This window comes from Enterovibrio norvegicus FF-33 (assembly GCF_000286835.2).
In the GTDB taxonomy this organism is placed as follows: domain Bacteria; phylum Pseudomonadota; class Gammaproteobacteria; order Enterobacterales; family Vibrionaceae; genus Enterovibrio; species Enterovibrio norvegicus_A.
Window position 1 is genome coordinate 819,181 of the sequence record NZ_AJYD02000013.1, and the last position, 19,327, is coordinate 838,507.

Sequence of the window (19,327 nt, forward strand, 5' to 3'; positions counted from 1 at the left end):
GTGTTTACGTTAGTCTTTAGCAGCAGATGCTAGCTCTTTCTCAGCGTCATGATCAATTTCAACGTCGAAAACAGCGCCTGCGTTTGGATCGTTGAAGACTGATTCGTCAAGCTTGCCTTCACTTTTCGCGACAATACAACTCACGGTTGCATCACCGGTGACGTTCACCGCAGTACGAACCATATCGAGCAGACGGTCAACACCAAGGATCAAGCCGATACCTTCCAGTGGCAGACCTACTTGGGCGAATACCATCGAAAGCATAATCAAGCCAACGCCCGGCACACCCGCCGTACCGATAGAGGCCAATACAGCCATTACGATCACAGTGAGGTAACCTGCAATACCAAGGTCAACGCCATAAATGTTCGCAATGAACACGGTCGCAACACCTTGCATGATCGCCGTACCATCCATATTAATGGTGGCACCGAAAGGAACGGTAAATGAACCTACAGAGTTCTTCACACCTAAACGCTGAGTCACTGTACGCAGTGTGACAGGAATAGTGGCGTTTGAACTCGCGGTACTGAATGCGAACACTTGCATGCTGCGCACTTTCTTCATGAAGGTCATGATATTCAGACCAGTGAATACTTTGAGGAAAGTCGGCAGAACAACGAAGAGGTGAATCATCAGTACGCCGATCAGCACAACAACATAACCAATCAATTCAGCGAAGAGTGCCAAACCTAGGCTTGCCATGGCTTTTGCGATCAAACAGAAAACTGCGTAAGGCGCGATTTCCATGATGACGGTAACCATCTTCATCATCACTTCGTTCAGAACTTCGATCAGTTCGACGACTTTTTTAGCCGGCTTACCGACCATCAAAATACACACACCCATCAAGATAGCGAAGAAGATGATTTGAAGCATTTCACCTTCTGACAGCGCACTGACAGGGTTATTTGGAATGATATCGATCAGGACTTGTGAAAGCGGTGGCGCATCTTTACCCGTAAAGGCAACGTCGGCAACCATGTTCATGCCAGAGCCGATACCACTTAGTGCAGACACACCAATCGCAAGTGCAATGGCGATGGCAGTTGTTAGCAGGTAAAGACCGAAGGACTTACTCCCCACACGGCCAAGCATTTTGATGTCACCAATCCCGCACACACCACAAATCAAAGAGAAAAGGACGAGCGGAACTACCATCATTTTTAACGCGTTCACAAACATTTTGCCCACGACGTGGAACAAACCGTTTGTGATATAGGTATCGACGAATCCACCAGCAGGATTCAACCCAAAAATATTGATTGCTAAACCAAGAATAATACCGGCGACCAAGCCGATAACAACCTTGGCAGTCAGGCTCATTTTGCCATCACCATTTGTTTTTGCATTTACCATATTGCCTCCATGACTATGTATAAATTCCAGTCATGAAACCCCTTTCTTTTGTCTTACTAATGGCAATAAGCGTTTGCTAACGAGCCGACCTTTGAATAATTAGTCACTATGGAGTGATATTCCATTCACTACATAACAAAGAGGCGAGATCAGCTTAAAAATTAACCAAATATAGAGACTAATGTCAGGACCTTTCATAACAGGCAATATATATATCCTGAATCGAAAAATGACGTTGTCTCAATATTGATTCATTCGACATATTTTGTTAATGGAAGGTTAAATTAGGTCTATACGCCCCATCAAAACTAAGCCCATATATGAAACAACGAATACCGCGATGGGACAAGATGATTACGGCTTATTGCGTTACAATGGCTCTCTTTTCCAAACTGCATAGTCGTCATGAGCCATTGTCCTGAGTGCGGAGACGCACTTTCTTGCACTGCTAACTCCGGCAGCTGCTGGTGTATGCAATACCCCAACATCGTTCCGGTTAGCGATACCGCTGATCTGTCTTGCCTTTGCGCTGCTTGTCTGGCGAAGAAAATAAACACCCAGCTCGGTGAGGTCTATCAAACCTACAGCACTAACGAACTCATTCGACTAGCCAAACCTTACGCAAATAGCCCTCATCTCATCGAAGAACTCGACTACACGATGGAAAACGGCTTTATGGTGTTTTCCGCTTGGTACCACTTAAAGCGCGGAACCTGCTGTGGCAATGGTTGTCGGCATTGTCCATTCGGCAAATCGTCCGAATTGCCTATCAACCAGGAAGATCGTTATAACAACGTGGGCTAAGTCACTGACGGAAAGGATTTCTTCGACGACAATTCGCGTCCTTTTGCTTTATTCACTTTTCACTCAAAAAACGCCGAAATAATCATAATGAAGATAGTCGCTGTCACCGCCTGCCCGACAGGCATTGCCCACACTTACATGGCCGCCGCTGAGCTAAAAAAAGCCGCGCTGCAATCGAGTATTCATATCAATGTGGAGACTCAAGGCGCCATGGGCATTGAGAACCCACTCAGTATTCAAGATATTGCCCGCGCCGATGTCGTGCTGATCGCATCAGACATCGAGATTGAAGATCGCGCCCGATTTTCAGGAAGCAAAATCCACTGTGTGACGATTGAAGAAGTGCTGACTGACCCAATCTCTGTGTTGGAGCGCTGCAAACGTTTATGATCACCCGACGGATCACCTTCTTTATTGGTGAAGAAGGACTGCCAGCATGGAGGCTGAACCGCTTGAGAACCTTGGCGGGGCACTTTCGATCGGTCACTATTTTTGTCAACTTGTCGCAACGTAAATCCGCCAACGCCGAACAGCCAATGCACATCCTCAGCCTAAGTGCATTACCCAGTGATTTGTGCCAGCTACAAATTGAAGGTAACGATGCCGAACTTGCTTCCATGGTATTGACCGATTTTATTGACGAACATGCCTCGCTGATATCCGGCGGAAAGTCATCCGCGCCAATCACACCCTCCGATCATCAGTCACTGCCCTTTGATTTTGTCACCCATCGGCTACGAGACACTGAACTCGACAAACATGGCCTACTGGCACAGTTTGCTTTGATGGTCGCCAAGCATGAAAACTGCAATCAAGAAACCTTGTTTGATGCCTTGTATAAGCGGGAAAGTGTTTCTTCGACGAGCATGGGAAATGGCGTTGCTTTACCTCATGTAATGACCCCCGAGGTGAAACACGCGCATTTGCTGATAGCGACTACGCATGCTCCCTTAAATTGGGCGTCTCAACGGGGGAATGTCTCTTGTGTGATTGGATTGATGCTGCCAACCCCGCCCGTACGTGAATCTATAGTGGCCTTCTCTGGCTTTTCTCAGCAGCTTCTTGAGGCAGATTTCTGCGCGTATCTGACCGAAAACAACAGCGCTGATATTCTTGAACTCTTGATCTTAAACGCCCTTAACGTTCCGTTTCGCTAGCCCATTGAATCACTAATTCGCCCCGCGATACTCTGACGGCGTCATGCCTGTTTTCGATTTAAAGACGCGATAGAAATAATTCACATCCTGAAAGCCGCAACGCGTAGCCACCTCGTTCAAGCGAAAATCGTAACGCTTAAGCATAAACTTAGCGCGATCAATCCTCACCCACGTAATGTAATCCGCCATACGCATATGCCCTTGTTGACGAAACAAACGTGATAGATGGTTTGGCGTCATGTTAAAGCGCTGCGCAATGGATTCTCGGGTGACCTGACGGTGAAAGTTTTCCTGAATGTAGATACAAATACCTTGATAGAGATCTTCCACGCGGTTGCGTGTTCCCGCCACGGGCGAGGCCAGCATTAACTGACAATAACTCAACAAAGCATGCAGCAAGTGTTCATCCATCGGCTTGCGAACAGGCTCTGTCGCCAGTGTATTTAACGCACTGAGGATATGATCGATGGCGTGTCCGGTACGGGTTTGAATACTGAATTTCTGCACATCATAAAAACCGGGCTGATTTTTAGCTTTACTGACCAGGCTAAAACCGAGTTGTCGCTGACCAAACAGCAAGCTCAACACAGAGCAATCCGTGTCCCAATTTGGCTTGTTCCAACTATTGGGTGGCACAAATAACGCATCACCCGCCAACAGTTTCACTTCGCCAATGGTCTTGTCTGGGTTTTCAAGTTGGTTGGGGTATTCCCCGCTGATCACTAACTCCAAACGTGGAAAATTCACCTGATAGCTGAATGGCGGCGGAGTGACTTGATCACTCGCAAACCAAATTCGATTGAAGTGCTCACGCTCAGATAACAAATTTTCCAAAAGCAGATGAAAAACCTGGCTCATCTTTTCCCCTTGTTCCCACACCAATAACGCGGCGATTATGCTGCCTCACTGTCAGTGCCGCTAACCATTCCCTAAGTCATGACTCAATAGCGTGAACCAGCTCAACAAAAAATGCGTCACCACGTTAGATCAAGCGTTACTTATTTCTAGCAAAATCAGTCATCACAGGAATTTAATGACTAATACGGACATTGAAATTTATCAATAACTTATTGTATTTACATATTTAATGTAAAAATAACTCACATAATTCACATCATCTCTTAATGAGAATAAGATCACAGCTTGCATTCGATGTTACAAATATCCAGTAAATGCCTTTTCTTTCCTCTATCTGACAAACAGTGATTCATCAGAAAATAGTCTCATCGGCTAACGCCATCATAAGACCAATTCATTTAGGGGTGACTTCATGATTACTAAGCTAATCAATGAAAATCTGATTTGCCTGAACCTGAGTGCGACAACCAAAGACGCAGTGTTTATCGAGATGATCGAACTGCTTCATGCTCAAGGCAGAGTCAACGACAAGCAGCAATTTCTTGCCGATATCTATGCACGCGAAGAGTTGGGTAACACGGGATTTGAAGACGGCGTTGCGCTCCCTCACGCGAAAAGTGCCGCTGTTATCGAGCCAGCTGTTGCCATCGGCATCAGTCGTCAAGGCATTGAATACGGCGCAGAAGACGGTCAGCCATCCAAACTCTTTTTCATGATTGCATCACCTGATGGCGGCGCAAATCACCACATTGAAGTGCTGGCAGAACTCTCTTCGAAACTGATTGAAGACGGTTTTATCGATCAGTTCATGCAAACAGAAAACCCACAACAAGCACTAGCCTTGCTGCTAGAGAAAAAAGCCCAAGAAGACTCACCAGAAGCGAACAAAGGCCTGTTAATTGGCGTGACAGGCTGCCCTGCTGGCGTAGCACACACCTACCTTGCGGCGGAAGCGCTGGAAAAAGGCGCGGCGGCACTTGGCTTTGAAATGAAAGTAGAAACCAACGGCTCGATCGGCGTAAAAAACAGCCCTACCGATGAAGAAATTGCCCGCGCCGAAGCGATTATTGTCAGCTGTGACAAGCAAGTCGACATGGCTCGATTTGCGGGTAAACGCCTGATCAAGACGGGTGTAAAAGCCCCAATTAAAGACGCCAAGGGCTTGATCAACCAGGCACTAGAAGCGCCAAAATATGTCGCATCTGCTGACGATACCAGCGCGAACTCCGGCGAGAGCAAAGCCTCTCAAGCCCGTTCTGATTTGTACCGCTACCTGATGAATGGCGTGTCTCACATGATCCCGTTCGTGGTGACAGGGGGTCTGTTGATTGCTCTGGCACTGGCTATCGGCGGACAACCGACCGAAGCAGGCATGGCGATACCCGCAGGCAGCCTTTGGAACAAAGTGCTTGATGTCGGTGTGGTTGCCTTCACCTTGATGATCCCTATCTTGTCCGGTTACATCGCGTATGCCATTGCTGACCGCCCTGGTTTGGCGCCAGGCTTGATTGGTGGCTGGATTGCGAACAACGGCTCATTCTACGGTGCAGAAGCAGGTACTGGCTTTATTGGTGCAATCGTTGCGGGTTTGTTGGTGGGTTACTTCGTCAAATGGATTGCCACTCGCAACTATCACAAGTTCGTTCAACCTCTCGTACCGATTATGATTGCCCCTATTGCAGGTAGCTTGTTCATTGCGAGTTTGTTCATCTTCGTTATCGGCGCGCCTATTGCGGGTCTAATGGAAGGCTTGAACACCATGCTGACTAACATGAGTTCTGGCAACGTGATCCTACTTGGTATCGTTCTTGGTGGCATGGCAGGCTTTGATATGGGTGGCCCATTCAACAAAGTGGCCTTCCTGTTCTCTGTTGGCATGATTGCCAGCGGTCAAACACAATTTATGGGTGCGATGGCCTGTGCCATCCCTGTTGCACCGCTCGGTATGGCGCTAGCCACTGTGATTGGTCGCAAGTTCAACATCTTTGAAGACTCTGAAATTGAAGCAGGTAAAGCGTCTGGCGCGATGGGTCTGGTGGGTATCTCTGAAGGTGCGATTCCATTCGCGGCGCAAGACCCAATGTCTGTTATCCCAGCGAACGTAGTCGGCTCAATGGTTGCTGCAGTGATGGCATTCTCCTTCGGTATTACCAACAGTGTTGCTCACGGTGGCCCAGTTGTTGCTCTGCTCGGTGCGATGAACAAACCCGTACTTGCCCTTGCCTGTATGGCCGCAGGTGCCATTGTGACTGCTCTGGTTGCCGTTTCACTGAAGAAAATGCGTCAAGCAAAAGCGCAACAAGACAGCACAACTGTGACTGCTGCATAATCAAAGAATCTCTCGCTCCCTCTTATTCAGGGAGCGATTTTTTTGCGCTGACGCATCAATCCCCGTTTCACTTCTGGTAAACTTTCCGCCAGTTGAATGAAGACTCGAAGAAGAAAAATGACTGCATACTTTTATCCATTGAATAACGTAATTCAAGATTATGCTTGGGGCAGCTACACCTCGCTGAATACCCTTTTTGGCATTGCAAACCCAGACAACAAACCGCAAGCCGAAATCTGGATGGGCGCGCATTCAAACGGCTGCTCCAAGATCACTGTCGATGGACAAGAAACCCTGCTTTCTGATTTCATCAACAAAGACATGTCAGCCGTCATTGGTGCTGAAACTGCAGACACATTTGGCGAACTGCCGTATTTGTTCAAGGTACTGTGCGCAGAAAAAGCACTCTCAGTGCAAGTTCACCCAAGCAAAGCACAAGCAGAAGCGGGCTTTGCCAAAGAAGAAGCGGCCGGTATTCCTCTTTCTGCTGGCATTCGTAATTACAAAGATCCCAACCACAAGCCTGAACTGGTTTATGCGCTAACGTCATACACGGCGATGAATGGTTTTCGTGATTATGCGGAGATCTTAGCCTTCTTCCACAAACTGAATATTGATGAGCTTTCTATATTGGTTGCGGCACTGGATGCTAACCAAAATGAGCAAGGCTTAAGCGCATTCTTTGAAGCGCTGCTTTCGTTGGAAGGAGAACAAAAAGACGCAGCGGTGACCAAGTTGCTCGCAGTTGCTTCAGAGTCCCAATCAGATGAATTGTTCGCGTTACTACTGACTTTGGCAGAACAATACCCAGGCGACATTGGCTTGTTCTCGCCGTTGATTCTGAACACCCTGACCTTAGCCCCGGGTGAAGCCATGTTCCTGCATGCTTGTACGCCTCATGCGTACATCAAAGGCACAGGGCTTGAGATCATGGCGAACTCAGACAATGTATTACGCGCAGGTTTAACCCCTAAACATATGGACGTGGCCGAGTTGATTTCTTGTACCCGCTGCGTGCCAATGCCGAAAGACACCATTCTTCTTGCGCCAGAAATCAGCGGCAAAGCACAGCTTTACCCTATTCCAGTGCCTGATTTTAACTTCGGCGTTTATCAAGACACCGAGAACGAAACACTCCAGACCACCAGCGCAGAAATTTTGTTCGCGATTGACGCCCCATTGACCGTTTCACACGCCAGTGGCGAGTCAGCAACGCTGCAAAAAGGTGAATCTGTGTTTATTCCTGCGTTCGTGGGTGATTACGCGGTGACATGCAGCGGCACATTTGCTCGCGCATTTAACTGAATAGCTCATCGTAATGAATATCGGTCTGCTTACTCCCCCTAAGCAGGCCAACCCAACACCTTAAGTGCTAAAGAAGCTCCGGTTTAGGCTGGGCTTCTTTATTTTTGCTCTCTCGTCATACTCGTTTCTCATTGGTGTCTCTCCCTGCGTCACTCAGTCATCACCCTGCCCTTGTGTCCTTTTTGTTTACGACAAGAAAAACGCCATCACGGTTTGAGTTCATATTTACCTTGTGCTTGTGGTGTTTAATTTAACACCCATATTCCCTTTATTGAGAAAGTGTTGCGCGGAATATATACGCTAAGATGTTTCGCACTTTTACTATATTTAATGTATGAATTTGCTCCTACTCTTTGTCCAGAGTTCTGGCGTGTCGCCGTGAAACGCATACGTAGCCGAACAAACGACGTACTCGAGGGATATATTCAGGCCAATAAGAAAGCGCTTTCGTATCTGGCTGAATATTGAGTACACGGTCGCAAGACAAATGAGAACCCTCGGAGGGGCAATATGCTCAAAGGAAAAATCATCGTGTCAGGAATGACTTCGCTGGCAATTCTGTCTGGCTGCTTTTTAGAATCAAAAGTGCCTTACTTCCCAGACTGGCCACAAATAAACAGTGCAATTCCCAAAGATCCGGAAATTGAAAGCCGTGTCTCGGAAATTCTTGCGCAAATGACGCTAGAAGAAAAAGTCGGACAAATGATCCAGCCCGATCTTCGCAGCGTGACACCGCAAGAAGCCGCAGATTATAAGATCGGTTCGATTCTCAATGGTGGCGGCGCATGGCCTAATGGCAACAAATACGCCAGTGCACAAGATTGGGTAGACGAGGCCGACAAATACTATCTCGCTCTCGAAGATGCCTATGCCGATCGCGGTTTTCGCATTCCATTTATGTGGGCGACCGATGCTGTTCATGGTCACAACAATGTGTTCCGTGCAACAGTCTTTCCGCATAACATCGGCCTCGGTGCGGCAAACAACCCGAAACTGATCAAACAGATTGGCAGTGCGACTGCCCTTGAAGTTGCCGCCACTGGCCTTGATTGGACATTCGCCCCGACCGTTGCCGCACCCCGCGACTACCGATGGGGACGTGTGTATGAAGGCTACTCTGAAGATCCAGAAATCATCTATCAGTACGCTGGAAAAATGGTGGAAGGCTTACAAGGTGGTGCAAGTGGCCTGAAAAGCGAAAGCCATGTCATTTCTAACGTGAAGCACTGGCTTGGCGATGGTGGCACCAGCCTGGGCGTTGACCGCGGAAAGAATCAGTACACCGAAGAATACCTGCGAAATATTCACGCAACGGGTTACTTTTCTGGCCTCGATGCGGGCGCACAAGTCGTCATGACCTCATTCAACTCGTGGAACGATGATGCCAACTACGACGTGATGGGCACAGATAACTACAACAAAAAGCTTCATGGCAGTAAGTACATTGTTAATGACGTACTGAAAGACAAAATGGGCTTTGATGGCTTAGTGGTCACAGATTGGAACGGTCACAGCGAGATCAATGGCTGTACTGCTGGGAACTGCCCACAAGCCGTGTTGGCAGGCAATGACATCTTTATGGTCACCGCGCGCAAAGACTGGCAAGCATTCTACAACAATGTCATTGCACAAGTTAACGATGGCACCATCCCTATGTCTCGTATCGACGATGCGGTCACCCGTATTCTTCGCGTCAAAATGCGTGCGAACTTATGGGATAAACCTCAGCCATCGCTGCGACGCCTTGCGGGCAAACAAGACGTTCTTGGCTCTGATGCTCATCGCGAATTAGCACGAGATGCCGTTAGCCAATCCTTGGTACTGCTGAAAAACAACGACAAGGTACTTCCTCTGTCTAGCGACCAACCTTATCTCGTGGTGGGTAGCGCCGCACACAATATTCAGAAACAAACAGGTGGCTGGTCACTCACGTGGCAAGGCACAGAAAACACCCTTGAAGATGACTTCCCCGGTGCAACGACCATGCTAATGGCGATGCAACAACACGTCGGTGAGGAAAACGTGTATACCGACGCCAATGCCGCGCCTGAACACGCGATTGCCGTGGTTGTCATGGGTGAAGACCCGTATGCCGAAATGTTTGGTGACATCAACCCCACCAAAACACTCGAATACGCCACCTTGAAATCGTCTTATGGCGCTGATCTTCGTTTGATCAAATCGTTAAAAGAAAAAGGCTTCAACGTGGTTTCTGTGTTCTATTCTGGTCGTCCATTGTATGTGAACGAAGAGATCAATCATTCTGATGCCTTCATCGCGGCATGGCTACCGGGTACGGAAGCTGGCGGCATCACAGATGTGTTGTTTGGCGAAGGAAAGTCGGATTTCCGCGGTCGTCTCTCGTTTTCTTGGCCGGGCACAAAGTGCGCCACCACAATCAACCGTAAAGCCCCTAACCTGATGGACTATGAAACACCAGACATGGAGCAAGACATTGAAGGCGAACATGCGCCCTTGTTTGCTTACGGTTATGGCCTGTCCTACAACAAGAAAAAGAGCAGCAAGCTCAAGACTGATCTCGACAACTTGCCGCTCGACCCGCGTGAATATGGCTGCGGCCTTGATGCACCAGACGACGGTATGGCAACCACTAACCTCGAAATTTACGGTCGTTCCGCGTCCGATGAATTTGTCCCGCGCATTGCCGGTTCATCTAACGGTTGGGTCGGTGTCACTATCTCCAACGGCACACCCACCAGCATTGGTTCGATCACCACAACACCGATTGATCACCTGCATCAACAAGATGCGATCAATGTGAAATTCACCGGCGAAGCACCTGCACAGGTGTATATGCAAACACCGCAGCAACAGGTTGTCGATAAGCAAGGCTACCTCAACGCTGATGCGACCTTGCAGTTTGATATCGACATGAAATCACAAGCGCCACAAAGCATGGTGCTCGCGACGCATTGTGAATGGCCATGTTTAGGACAAGTGGCAATCAACAAAGTGCTTCCTGCGCCAACAGCGCAAGATGAAACCCAGTGGACCACAATCAAAATTCCGCTTCAGTGTTTCGCCGACGAAGGCATGGCATTCTCTATTCTGAATACGTCATTCCTGATCTACGCCGATGAAGCCGTGGAATTTAACCTCGGTGAGATCCGCTATGTGCCGCACAGTGTGGACCCTGCCGACGATGCCATCAGTTGCGATGCGCTTAAAGCGCCGACACTGCCGCCATTGTTAGGTGACACCGTCGATGTGTGGGAGATCTGGGAGCCAAACCTTGTCACATGGCAAGCCAGAACAGATACATGGGCAAACATTGAAGATCACCTTGTTCTCACGGGGAATGACCCGTCTGATGACACCCATGAATTCACTGTGACTTATGACGCTGCCAGCCCAGAGTTTTTCAAAGGCGTCGCCTTAGTGCAGGGGAAAACGCAGAACTTGATTAACTTCACGTCTGGCAACCTGACCTTCGATATCTATATCGAAAGCTATGGTTCACCTGCGAGTCCCGGTGAAACGCAAAGTGAAAACGTGGTCGTGAAGATGGAATCCCCTACGGGTTCGGGTAACGATTACCCCATTGGCAACCTAGCAACAGGCCAATGGCATCAAGTCTCTGTGCCAGTGTCGGAACTCAATACGGGCGCGTTAGACATCACCAAAGTAAACAAACCCTTCGCCACACTCGCGGAATGGGATGCTTCCCAAGCGGGGGTTATTTACCGAGTGAGAAATATCAAGCTGGAGATGTAATACCGGCGCGATAACGCAACGGTTTATGTTTGACCAACACACAAAGGCGGCCGATATCACGGTCGCTTTTTCTTTGTCTGGCAGATCTTAACTGTGCGGCGGTACAAGTTACCAGAGCGTGAACGCTGCTTTTGAGAGGATGAGAGCTGAGAAATCAACGGCATTCAGGTAACATTTCACGCACTGCTTTGAGCTCATTCGGCTGAATGCGACAGATCAAACGTGGTACTCACGAAAACGAGGCTTTTGTTAAAGCATCGCTTTGCGAAGGACAGGATGCAGATAAAAAGGATGATACATGCCATTTGATACCATGACGTTTTGCTATCCGTGGCGTCCCTATCAACACCGCGTACTCAACGCGGTGCATGAACACCTCAGTGACAAACGTCTGCATATCGTCGCCGCTCCCGGTGCAGGAAAAACGACGCTCGGTCTCGAAGTCTTTCGCATCCTCAGAAAACCGACATTGGTGCTTTCACCAACACGCATCATTCGCGATCAGTGGATAGACAGGCTGAAAGATTTTTGCGCCACTGATGATGCGCAGTCCCTCGATTGGGTGAGTCGTTCGATTCACCATCCCAAAACCCTTACATCCATCACCTATCAAGCGCTACACGCCAAAGTTGCTGACGCGCTGGGAGCGGATGCGTTAACTGGCGAAGAGAACGACGAAGCCGAGCGACTAGACAATGACAACGGATTGAAAGACGATGAGCTAAACAGCTTCATTCAACTGCTTGAGCAGCACAACATTGAAGTGCTTATCCTTGATGAAGCCCACCACTTAAGAAACGAATGGTGGCGAGCATTAGAAAAAGTCTGCGAGCATTTCCCCAACATCACATTGGTGTCACTCACCGCCACCCCGCCTTACGATTCGCAAGGCCATGAGTGGGCGAGATATGAGAAGCTTTGCGGCCCAATTGATGAAGAAATTTCCGTCCCCGAACTCGTCAAAGCGGGCACGTTATGCGCGCATCAAGATTACCTGTGGGCATGTAACGCCACGTCATCAGAACAGCAACAAGTTGAGGAATATGACCAGCGCGTATCCACACTATGCCATACATTGATGGCGAGTGAGGCTTTTGAAAGCGCGGTTTTATCTCACCCTTGGTTACACCAAGACGACATTGAACAAGCGTTGATCAAAGAGCCCGAGATCGCCATTGCGATCCTCAGCTTTATGAAAGCAAAACAACGTCCTGATAATCAAAAACTCATGCAGTTGCTCGACCTCAGGCATGACGACATTCCCGAGCTAGGGAGGCATCGTTGGCAAGTGTTGATTGCGGCGCTGCTGTTTTCAAAAACCTACCCGCACGAAAACGAACACCTGCTGTTTGTTGAGCAATTAAAGAAACAACTGAATACCTCTGAGTTGCTCAACAAACGCGAACTTTCGTTAGAGCGTTCAAGAAGAATTGAACGATCTCTGTCATTAAGCGCCTCAAAAATTGAAGGTTGCTGCGAGATCCACCAGCTCGAGCTCAAACAACGCGGCAATGACCTTCGCCAAGTGATTTTAACGGATTACATCCGAGACGAAGCCCTTGCATCAGGAATGGACACCGGCGAAGTCAACCTCGGGGCATGGCCAATATTCAAAGCCATCACCACGTCATCTTCCGTATCTGGTCAAATTGCATTATTAACAGGCCGTTTAAGTATTGTTCCAACGGCCTTGCTACCCGCTTTGCTCACCCATATCAGTAGCAAAAACGTCAAAACTGAACCAATGGGAAGCCAACAGCAATACCAAAAAGTCTCTGCGCCACTCAATCAATTAACGGGGGCTTTTACTGCCTTGTTGATGAACGGTGACATCAAAGTGCTGATTGGCACGCGATCACTGCTTGGTGAAGGCTGGGATGCCCCCGCCATAAATTCACTGATCCTCGCAAGCTCAGTGGGCTCATTCATGCTCACCAACCAAATGCGTGGACGCGCCATTCGCATTGACCCCGCCAACAAAGACAAAATTAGCGCTATATGGCATTTGGCTGCCATCAATGCCAAATCTTTTGCTGGCTGGTCCGATTTTTACAGCCTCAAACAACGCTTTGAAACCTTTGTCGGACTCTCCGAAAAAACGCTGACCATTGAAAGCGGTTTTGACCGCATGAAAGCAACAGCCATTGATTCGCCTATGAATGTCGAAATGGCTTCGCCGATTACCGCCAATAACCGCCAAATGACGCGTCGTTTTAACAAAATAGGGATTGTTGCGACGCGCTGGCATCAGGCGCTTTCTTTGGAAGAAACCGCCCGAGTGGTTCCATCAGTCAAAACCAACAAGCTGCCTGCCATTCGTGGCTATCTACTCAAGCGCTCTTTCGGCTATTTGGCGATTCAACTCGCTGGCGCAATCACTAGCGGCGTACTGGCTGCGATGAGCACCTTGAAACATTCCCCCTCAACCATACTGCCGGTTTTGGCCTTGGTTATCGCTGGTACTTTGATTTATAAGCTGCCGAAAACAATTTTCACGCTTAAAGTCGTCCTCCGTTACCTGCCTGTTGACGGTGCGTTGAAACAAATTGGCGTTGCGTTGGCCGAAGCACTTTGTCAGGCTGGCTTTGTCGAAACATCGATTCGGCAAATGAAAGTCAACGTCATAAAAACCCATGAAGGCGCTTTCTTCTTGTCGCTGTCAGGTTGCACCTTCTATGAATCTTCCCTGTTTGCAAACTGCCTACACGAAATTTTCGCACCGATTGATAACCCAAGATATTTGGTGATTCGAGTAGGGAAATTCCTCGGAATGACGCGAGATGATTATCATGCGGTTCCGCTTAGGTTTGGTGCCAAGAAAGACACCGCGATGATTTTCTACAAATCTTGGTGCAAGAACGTCAGCCTGTCAGAACTGATATATACCCGCACACCGGATGGCAGAAAAAGGCTACTCAAAGGAAAAATGAAAGCCTTCTCCTCGAACTTCAGCGATGAAGTTAAACGCCAAGACCGCTGGAGCTGACCACCATTCATAAGGGAGCGCGGTGACTCATAGGTCCGGTCGCCTCCTACCCCCACCGATTTTCTTCATGTCTCGTCTATCATTTGAGAACGAATGCGTTGCCACAAATGATAGAGTCAAATCTCTCTATTTGACTGTTCTCGCTCTCCTCCATGCCCTCGGCGCTTCGCCTTTGCTTGTGCGTAGATCCAAAGAAGGAACACAACATGAACCCAAAACTACAAAACGCGACGAATTTGTACATGGAAGGCATTCGTGATGGTAATGCTCGTCAAGCCGTCACTCAATACACCGGCGACCGATACATTCAGCACAGCACAGGTGTCAAAAATGGCATTGAAGGTTTTGTTGAATTTTTTGAGCCCTTCCTTCTACGTTGCCCTGTCAGAGACATTCGTGTTATCCGCTCTGTGGTTGATGGGCAATATGTCTTTGTGCAAGTCTTCCAAGACATCAATAACGGTGAAGCAAAGTGGGTGACCACGGACCTGTTCGACACGGACAATAACGACAAAATCATCGAGCATTGGGATGTTATCTCCGCCTATGAAGGCAAAGAATCCGACGATGTTAATCAGCTCAATGGTCACCTTGGTATTGAAGATGAACACGCCACAGAAGCCAACAAAGCGCGTGTTCGCGAATTCATGTGCGACGTAATGGTGTTGGGACAAGCTGACAAGCTGGACGCCTTCGTCGACACCGCTTCTTTAGTGACTCACCAGGGCTCAGATGTTGCATCACTTGAACAGTGCATTGGCAGTTACGATCAAGTCTTTAAACTGATCGGGCAAGGCAACGTTGTGGTGACCTACAGCCGAGTCATGAAAGGCGGTATCGAAACCGCGCGTTTCGACATCTTCCGATTGGAAAGCGGAAAAATTGTCGAGCTGTGGATCAATGAAGAAATCGTACCGCCAAAACATGAATGGACTAATGGCGGTAAGTTCTAATACCGATTAGTCGCCATCTCCTTCCCAAACAAACAGTTCCTTTTGTTTTATTCATGGTCACCTTCTCGCAGGTGACCATAACCTCTCTTAGCTATGTCAATGTTATTAGGCACTCTAAATATGCCAACCGCTTGTCTTTTCCTATCGTTAAACATACGGCTTACATTGGCAAGTTTTGACTGACTCTTTAGATAACAAAGCCTATCCATAACACCTGCTATTTTATTGCTGAGAATTTAAAAACCCGATGAGTTTCAATTAGATCATTCTTGAATCCGAAACAAGGGATCAATGACTTACGCTGCCATAGTTCTGATGGCTCATTGAGCATCACTACAACATCAAGACACCCTTTATGAGGAAAAAATAATGACAACAATTACAGGAACGTCATTGGGCGACACCATCATAAGCAGCCATCACGTTGGTTGGATATACGGAAAAGACGGCAACGACTATATCGAAGCATATGGGAACGAGTGCCTAATTGATGGCGGAAATGGTGATGACAAAATCATCGGCAGTTACGACCATGACTATATCAAAGGGGGTTACGGCGAAGATTGGGTTGATGGTGGGTACGGCAACGACAAAGTTTACGGCGGTTTTGGTGACGACACGATATATGGAGGCTGGGGTTGCGACGTCCTTTACGGTGGACACGATAACGACCAACTTTACGGCGGGAATGGTAACGACACCCTAAAAGGCGAACAAGGAAACGACTATCTTTCAGGTGGCTCTGGAAACGATCATCTTTGGGGTGGCCAAGGTCATGATCAACTTGAAGGTGGCGACGGTAACGATTATGTCGACGGTGGCGACGGTGACGATGCACTGTTTGGAGGTTGCGGCGATGACCGAATGATCGGCTGGCACGGTGACGACATTATCAATGGTGGTGAAGGCAGCGACCACATGGATGGACATTGGGGCAATGACACCATGCTCGGCGGTGACGGAAATGACAAAATGTGGGGCGGAGATGGTTACGACAAAATGTCTGGCGGCGAAGGCGATGATTACGTCGATGGAGGCTGTGGCAACGATGTATTAGAAGGTAACGCTGGTGACGATAAACTGGTGGGGTATTACGGTGCTGACGAGCTTTACGGCGGCGACGGTTGCGATGAGTTGTTCGGCGGTAGTGACAACGACCTGCTAAGCGGCGGCAATCACAGCGATTCACTGTGGGGCGGTTGGGGTCAAGACTTGCTTTTAGGCGGTGATGGTAATGACAAGCTGCTTGGTGAAGCGGGCGACGATAAACTTGTCGGTGGCGCAGGCAACGATGAACTTTGGGGCCACGGTGAAAACGACGCACTGTTTGGCAATTGCGGTGACGATAAGTTGGATGGCGGGTGTGGTGAGGACGCTCTCGATGGCGGGTGTGGCAATGACAACATCGATGGCGGCTGGGGTAACGATTATATCGTTGGTGGCGCAGGTGATGACATTCTTAAAGGCAACTGGGGCGACGATGTTTTCTACTTCTGCCAAGGCGATGGCAAAGACATTATCACCGACTTCAATGGCTGGCATGACACTCTCCAAATCGACACGTCATTGGCGGCGTCACTAAGCCAAATCAACATCACGCAAACGTCGCACACGGTGACACTGGATTTTGCGGATGGCACGGAAATTCAGCTACAAAACTTCTGTGGTCAGTTCAAGAGTGACTACATTGATTTCGTCACAGGCTGCGAAATCATCGCATAACACAAACCAACGTGCCCGCACGCTTCTTAACGAGCGGGCACTATTGTCCAATATTCAAGTTCAAGTTCAAGTTCAAGCCAGTTAAACCGTATTCAAAATAGCCACGGCGATTTATCACATCTCTCACTTCCTTAAAGTGGGATATACAAAACTTGACGAAATCTGCTCTACTGTTTGTATACCTAAGCAACCTCAAGGTGCTTGTTCAGCGAGAATTTGTTTGGGTATAAATATCTGCGTTTTATGGGTAAAAGGAATTCACGCTGAACATGGAAAACAGCCTAAGCATTCGTTCGTACACCCGCCAACGACAAAGTCACGCGCATGACTATCACCAGTTGGTATTGCCAATACAAGGCACGATTCATATCGAACTGACCGATTACAACGGTGGCGTCGGGGTGGGCGAATGCGTGGTGATCGAATCTGGCGTGCAACATCACTTTACAGCTGACGAAGCAGCGCGTTTTATCATTGCTGATCTTTCATCGCTACCAGACAATCTTCATACATCTAACCTCGCGGTATTTTCCATCACGCCACCGCTCCTTAGTTTTCTCTACTTTGTCGAAAAACAATTAGAGTTTCAGCTGGATGATAAGCTTGAAAAATCGCTAGTCGATGTCTTTATGTTGTTACTGCAACAGCAAAGCGGCAACCCACTTGTCGACCCGCGTATTCGCGCGGCGCAAACATGCATTATTGAACATCTAGAAACTAACCTGACCATTGAAGGCCTAGCGAAAGTCGCCTGCCTCAGCCCAACCCAATTTAAGAAGCGATTCAAAGAAGCCTTGGGCGTCAGTACCTATCAATACATTACCGAGCAGAGAATGGAAAAAGCCAAGGCTTTGCTCATACACACCGACTTGCCTGTTCAATTAGTCGCTGAACGCGTTGGCTACACTGATGTCTCTGCGTTTAGCCGTCGCTTTTCCGCCAGTTTTGGCCTCTCTCCAAGAGACTTTTCTCGCTAATACATCACCACACACAATTTATCATCGACATACTGGATGAATAGAAAAGCGCCCTCTCGGCGTAGTAATGCGTCCTTTCTGCAAAGTCTTCGTCAGCTATTTCCGTTAGGATTATTGTCAGCCTAAAGGATCAGACAGGACACGCAGCACGATGAAACGCACCTTCTTGAACATGGACTCCGCATTGCAAGGCAGCTTGGCCATCCTGTTGTCCTCCGTGCTTTGGGGAACAACGGGTACGGTAGCGAACTTCGCCCCACAAATTAGTTCACTGGCGATTGGCGCTTTTTCAGCAGGTATAGGTGGATTATTACTGGCCATCACTGCACGTAAATCACTACAACAAGATGGGCAGTTGCTGCTGCAACACCGCACGACATTGCTCATTGGAGCCATTGCACTTGCGGTATATCCGTTGGCGTTTTACTCCTCAATGCGTTTGGCGGGCGTCGCCGTCGGCACGGTGGTTTCTATTGCCTGCGCCCCTTTCATGACCGTTATCATTGAGCGTCTTTTTGGCAAAGCTAGTGCGATTACGCCGCGTTGGTTACTCAGTGTTGTTCTGGGGACAATTGGAATTGTCATGCTTACCTTTGCAGAGTCATCACATGCGCAAACCGCAACGCAACAATCTGACAAGCTTTTTGGCGTCATGCTTGGGCTACTTGCCGCGCTGACTTACGCCATTTATGCATGGGTTGCAAAACGTTTAATTGAAAACGGCGTGCAGTCTGAATCGGCGATGGGGGGCATTTTCGGCTTGGGTGCCATGCTGCTACTCCCTACCCTGATGTTCACCGGCGAACATCTATTTTCAAGCCTCAGTAACACTCTCGTTGTTACCTATATGGCATTGATCCCGATGTTTTTGGGTTACTTGATTTTTGGTTTTGGGCTTAGACATGTGAACGCCAGCAAAGCGACACTACTCACTCTGTTTGAACCTGTGGTCGCGGCCTGTTTTGCGGTTTGGATTGTTGGCGAAATCATCCCTATGCAAGGTTGGGTTGGCATGGGGCTAATCATGGTATGCCTTGTGATACAGGCCAGTGAAAAAGGCTCGACGCACAGAGTCCAAGTAACCGACTAGGGCTGTAAACCTTTTCGAGCTCCTAGCTCCTAGCACCTAGCACCTAGCAAGG

Annotated in this window: 13 protein-coding genes; 11 read left to right on the forward strand and 2 right to left on the reverse strand. The window is 48.4% G+C overall.

The genetic code is table 11. The features are described from left to right. Positions 1-9 precede the first annotated feature (9 nt). Entirely contained in the window at positions 10-1,359 is a 1,350-nt protein-coding gene (locus A1OO_RS05995) for a dicarboxylate/amino acid:cation symporter (protein WP_016959217.1), read from the reverse strand. A gap of 471 nt (positions 1,360-1,830) precedes the next feature. Between A1OO_RS05995 and A1OO_RS06000 the strand changes: the two genes are divergently transcribed. The 3 genes from A1OO_RS06000 to A1OO_RS06010 all read left to right on the forward strand — a co-directional run bounded on the left by A1OO_RS06000 (position 1,831) and on the right by A1OO_RS06010 (position 3,320). Next, positions 1,831-2,163 (forward strand): DUF5522 domain-containing protein, encoded by a 333-nt coding sequence (locus A1OO_RS06000; protein ID WP_016959218.1) that lies wholly within the window; start codon positions 1,831-1,833, stop codon positions 2,161-2,163. Between the two features lie 87 nt (positions 2,164-2,250). Continuing rightward, a complete protein-coding gene (locus A1OO_RS06005) occupies positions 2,251-2,553 on the forward strand; it encodes a PTS fructose transporter subunit IIB (RefSeq protein WP_026024063.1) in 303 nt (100 codons plus the stop codon). Next, positions 2,550-3,320: a PTS sugar transporter subunit IIA gene (locus A1OO_RS06010; RefSeq protein WP_016959220.1), complete on the forward strand. Its 771-nt coding sequence runs from the start codon at positions 2,550-2,552 to the stop codon at positions 3,318-3,320. The genes A1OO_RS06005 and A1OO_RS06010 overlap by 4 nt, the downstream gene beginning before the upstream one ends. A gap of 12 nt (positions 3,321-3,332) precedes the next feature. On the opposite strand, the gene A1OO_RS06015 is transcribed toward A1OO_RS06010, so the two are convergent. Then, the gene (locus A1OO_RS06015) at positions 3,333-4,178 is read right to left on the reverse strand and encodes a helix-turn-helix transcriptional regulator (protein ID WP_016959221.1); all 846 of its coding nucleotides are present in this window, start codon (positions 4,176-4,178) and stop codon (positions 3,333-3,335) included. A gap of 412 nt (positions 4,179-4,590) precedes the next feature. Here A1OO_RS06015 and A1OO_RS06020 point away from each other — a divergent pair, with 412 nt between their 5' ends. The 8 genes from A1OO_RS06020 (at position 4,591) to A1OO_RS06055 (ending at position 19,275) form a co-directional block, all read left to right on the forward strand. Continuing rightward, positions 4,591-6,507, forward strand: coding sequence for a PTS fructose transporter subunit IIABC (locus A1OO_RS06020; protein ID WP_016959222.1), 1,917 nt, complete (start codon positions 4,591-4,593; stop codon positions 6,505-6,507). 117 nt (positions 6,508-6,624) lie between these two features. Continuing rightward, positions 6,625-7,812 carry a mannose-6-phosphate isomerase, class I gene (manA, locus tag A1OO_RS06025; RefSeq protein WP_017004920.1) on the forward strand — a complete coding sequence of 396 codons (1,188 nt, stop codon included), beginning with the start codon at positions 6,625-6,627 and terminating at the stop codon, positions 7,810-7,812. 510 nt (positions 7,813-8,322) lie between these two features. Further along, on the forward strand, positions 8,323-11,547 hold the full coding sequence (locus A1OO_RS06030; RefSeq protein ID WP_017004921.1) for a glycoside hydrolase family 3 protein: 3,225 nt from the start codon (positions 8,323-8,325) through the stop codon (positions 11,545-11,547). 298 nt (positions 11,548-11,845) lie between these two features. Further along, positions 11,846-14,533 carry a DEAD/DEAH box helicase family protein gene (locus A1OO_RS06035; protein WP_017004922.1) on the forward strand — a complete coding sequence of 896 codons (2,688 nt, stop codon included), beginning with the start codon at positions 11,846-11,848 and terminating at the stop codon, positions 14,531-14,533. A gap of 206 nt (positions 14,534-14,739) precedes the next feature. Continuing rightward, positions 14,740-15,486: a nuclear transport factor 2 family protein gene (locus tag A1OO_RS06040; RefSeq protein WP_016959225.1), complete on the forward strand. Its 747-nt coding sequence runs from the start codon at positions 14,740-14,742 to the stop codon at positions 15,484-15,486. Positions 15,487-15,855: 369 nt separating this feature from the next. After that, positions 15,856-17,208 carry a calcium-binding protein gene (locus tag A1OO_RS06045; protein WP_016959226.1) on the forward strand — a complete coding sequence of 451 codons (1,353 nt, stop codon included), beginning with the start codon at positions 15,856-15,858 and terminating at the stop codon, positions 17,206-17,208. Between the two features lie 269 nt (positions 17,209-17,477). Then, a complete protein-coding gene (locus tag A1OO_RS06050) occupies positions 17,478-18,185 on the forward strand; it encodes an AraC family transcriptional regulator (protein ID WP_017004923.1) in 708 nt (235 codons plus the stop codon). Between the two features lie 151 nt (positions 18,186-18,336). Next, entirely contained in the window at positions 18,337-19,275 is a 939-nt protein-coding gene (locus A1OO_RS06055) for a DMT family transporter (RefSeq protein WP_017004924.1), read from the forward strand. The last annotated feature ends 52 nt before the right edge of the window (positions 19,276-19,327 follow it).

Coding starts and splice junctions, on each gene's coding strand:
- A1OO_RS06040 (WP_016959225.1), top strand. CDS start 14,740: ATGAACCCAAAACTACAAAACGCGACGAATTTGTACATGGAAGGCATT.
- A1OO_RS06035 (WP_017004922.1), top strand. CDS start 11,846: ATGCCATTTGATACCATGACGTTTTGCTATCCGTGGCGTCCCTATCAA.
- A1OO_RS06005 (WP_026024063.1), top strand. CDS start 2,251: ATGAAGATAGTCGCTGTCACCGCCTGCCCGACAGGCATTGCCCACACT.
- manA (WP_017004920.1), top strand. CDS start 6,625: ATGACTGCATACTTTTATCCATTGAATAACGTAATTCAAGATTATGCT.
- A1OO_RS06010 (WP_016959220.1), top strand. CDS start 2,550: ATGATCACCCGACGGATCACCTTCTTTATTGGTGAAGAAGGACTGCCA.
- A1OO_RS05995 (WP_016959217.1), bottom strand. CDS start 1,359: ATGGTAAATGCAAAAACAAATGGTGATGGCAAAATGAGCCTGACTGCC.
- A1OO_RS06055 (WP_017004924.1), top strand. CDS start 18,337: ATGAAACGCACCTTCTTGAACATGGACTCCGCATTGCAAGGCAGCTTG.
- A1OO_RS06030 (WP_017004921.1), top strand. CDS start 8,323: ATGCTCAAAGGAAAAATCATCGTGTCAGGAATGACTTCGCTGGCAATT.
- A1OO_RS06000 (WP_016959218.1), top strand. CDS start 1,831: ATGCAATACCCCAACATCGTTCCGGTTAGCGATACCGCTGATCTGTCT.
- A1OO_RS06020 (WP_016959222.1), top strand. CDS start 4,591: ATGATTACTAAGCTAATCAATGAAAATCTGATTTGCCTGAACCTGAGT.
- A1OO_RS06050 (WP_017004923.1), top strand. CDS start 17,478: ATGGAAAACAGCCTAAGCATTCGTTCGTACACCCGCCAACGACAAAGT.
- A1OO_RS06045 (WP_016959226.1), top strand. CDS start 15,856: ATGACAACAATTACAGGAACGTCATTGGGCGACACCATCATAAGCAGC.
- A1OO_RS06015 (WP_016959221.1), bottom strand. CDS start 4,178: ATGAGCCAGGTTTTTCATCTGCTTTTGGAAAATTTGTTATCTGAGCGT.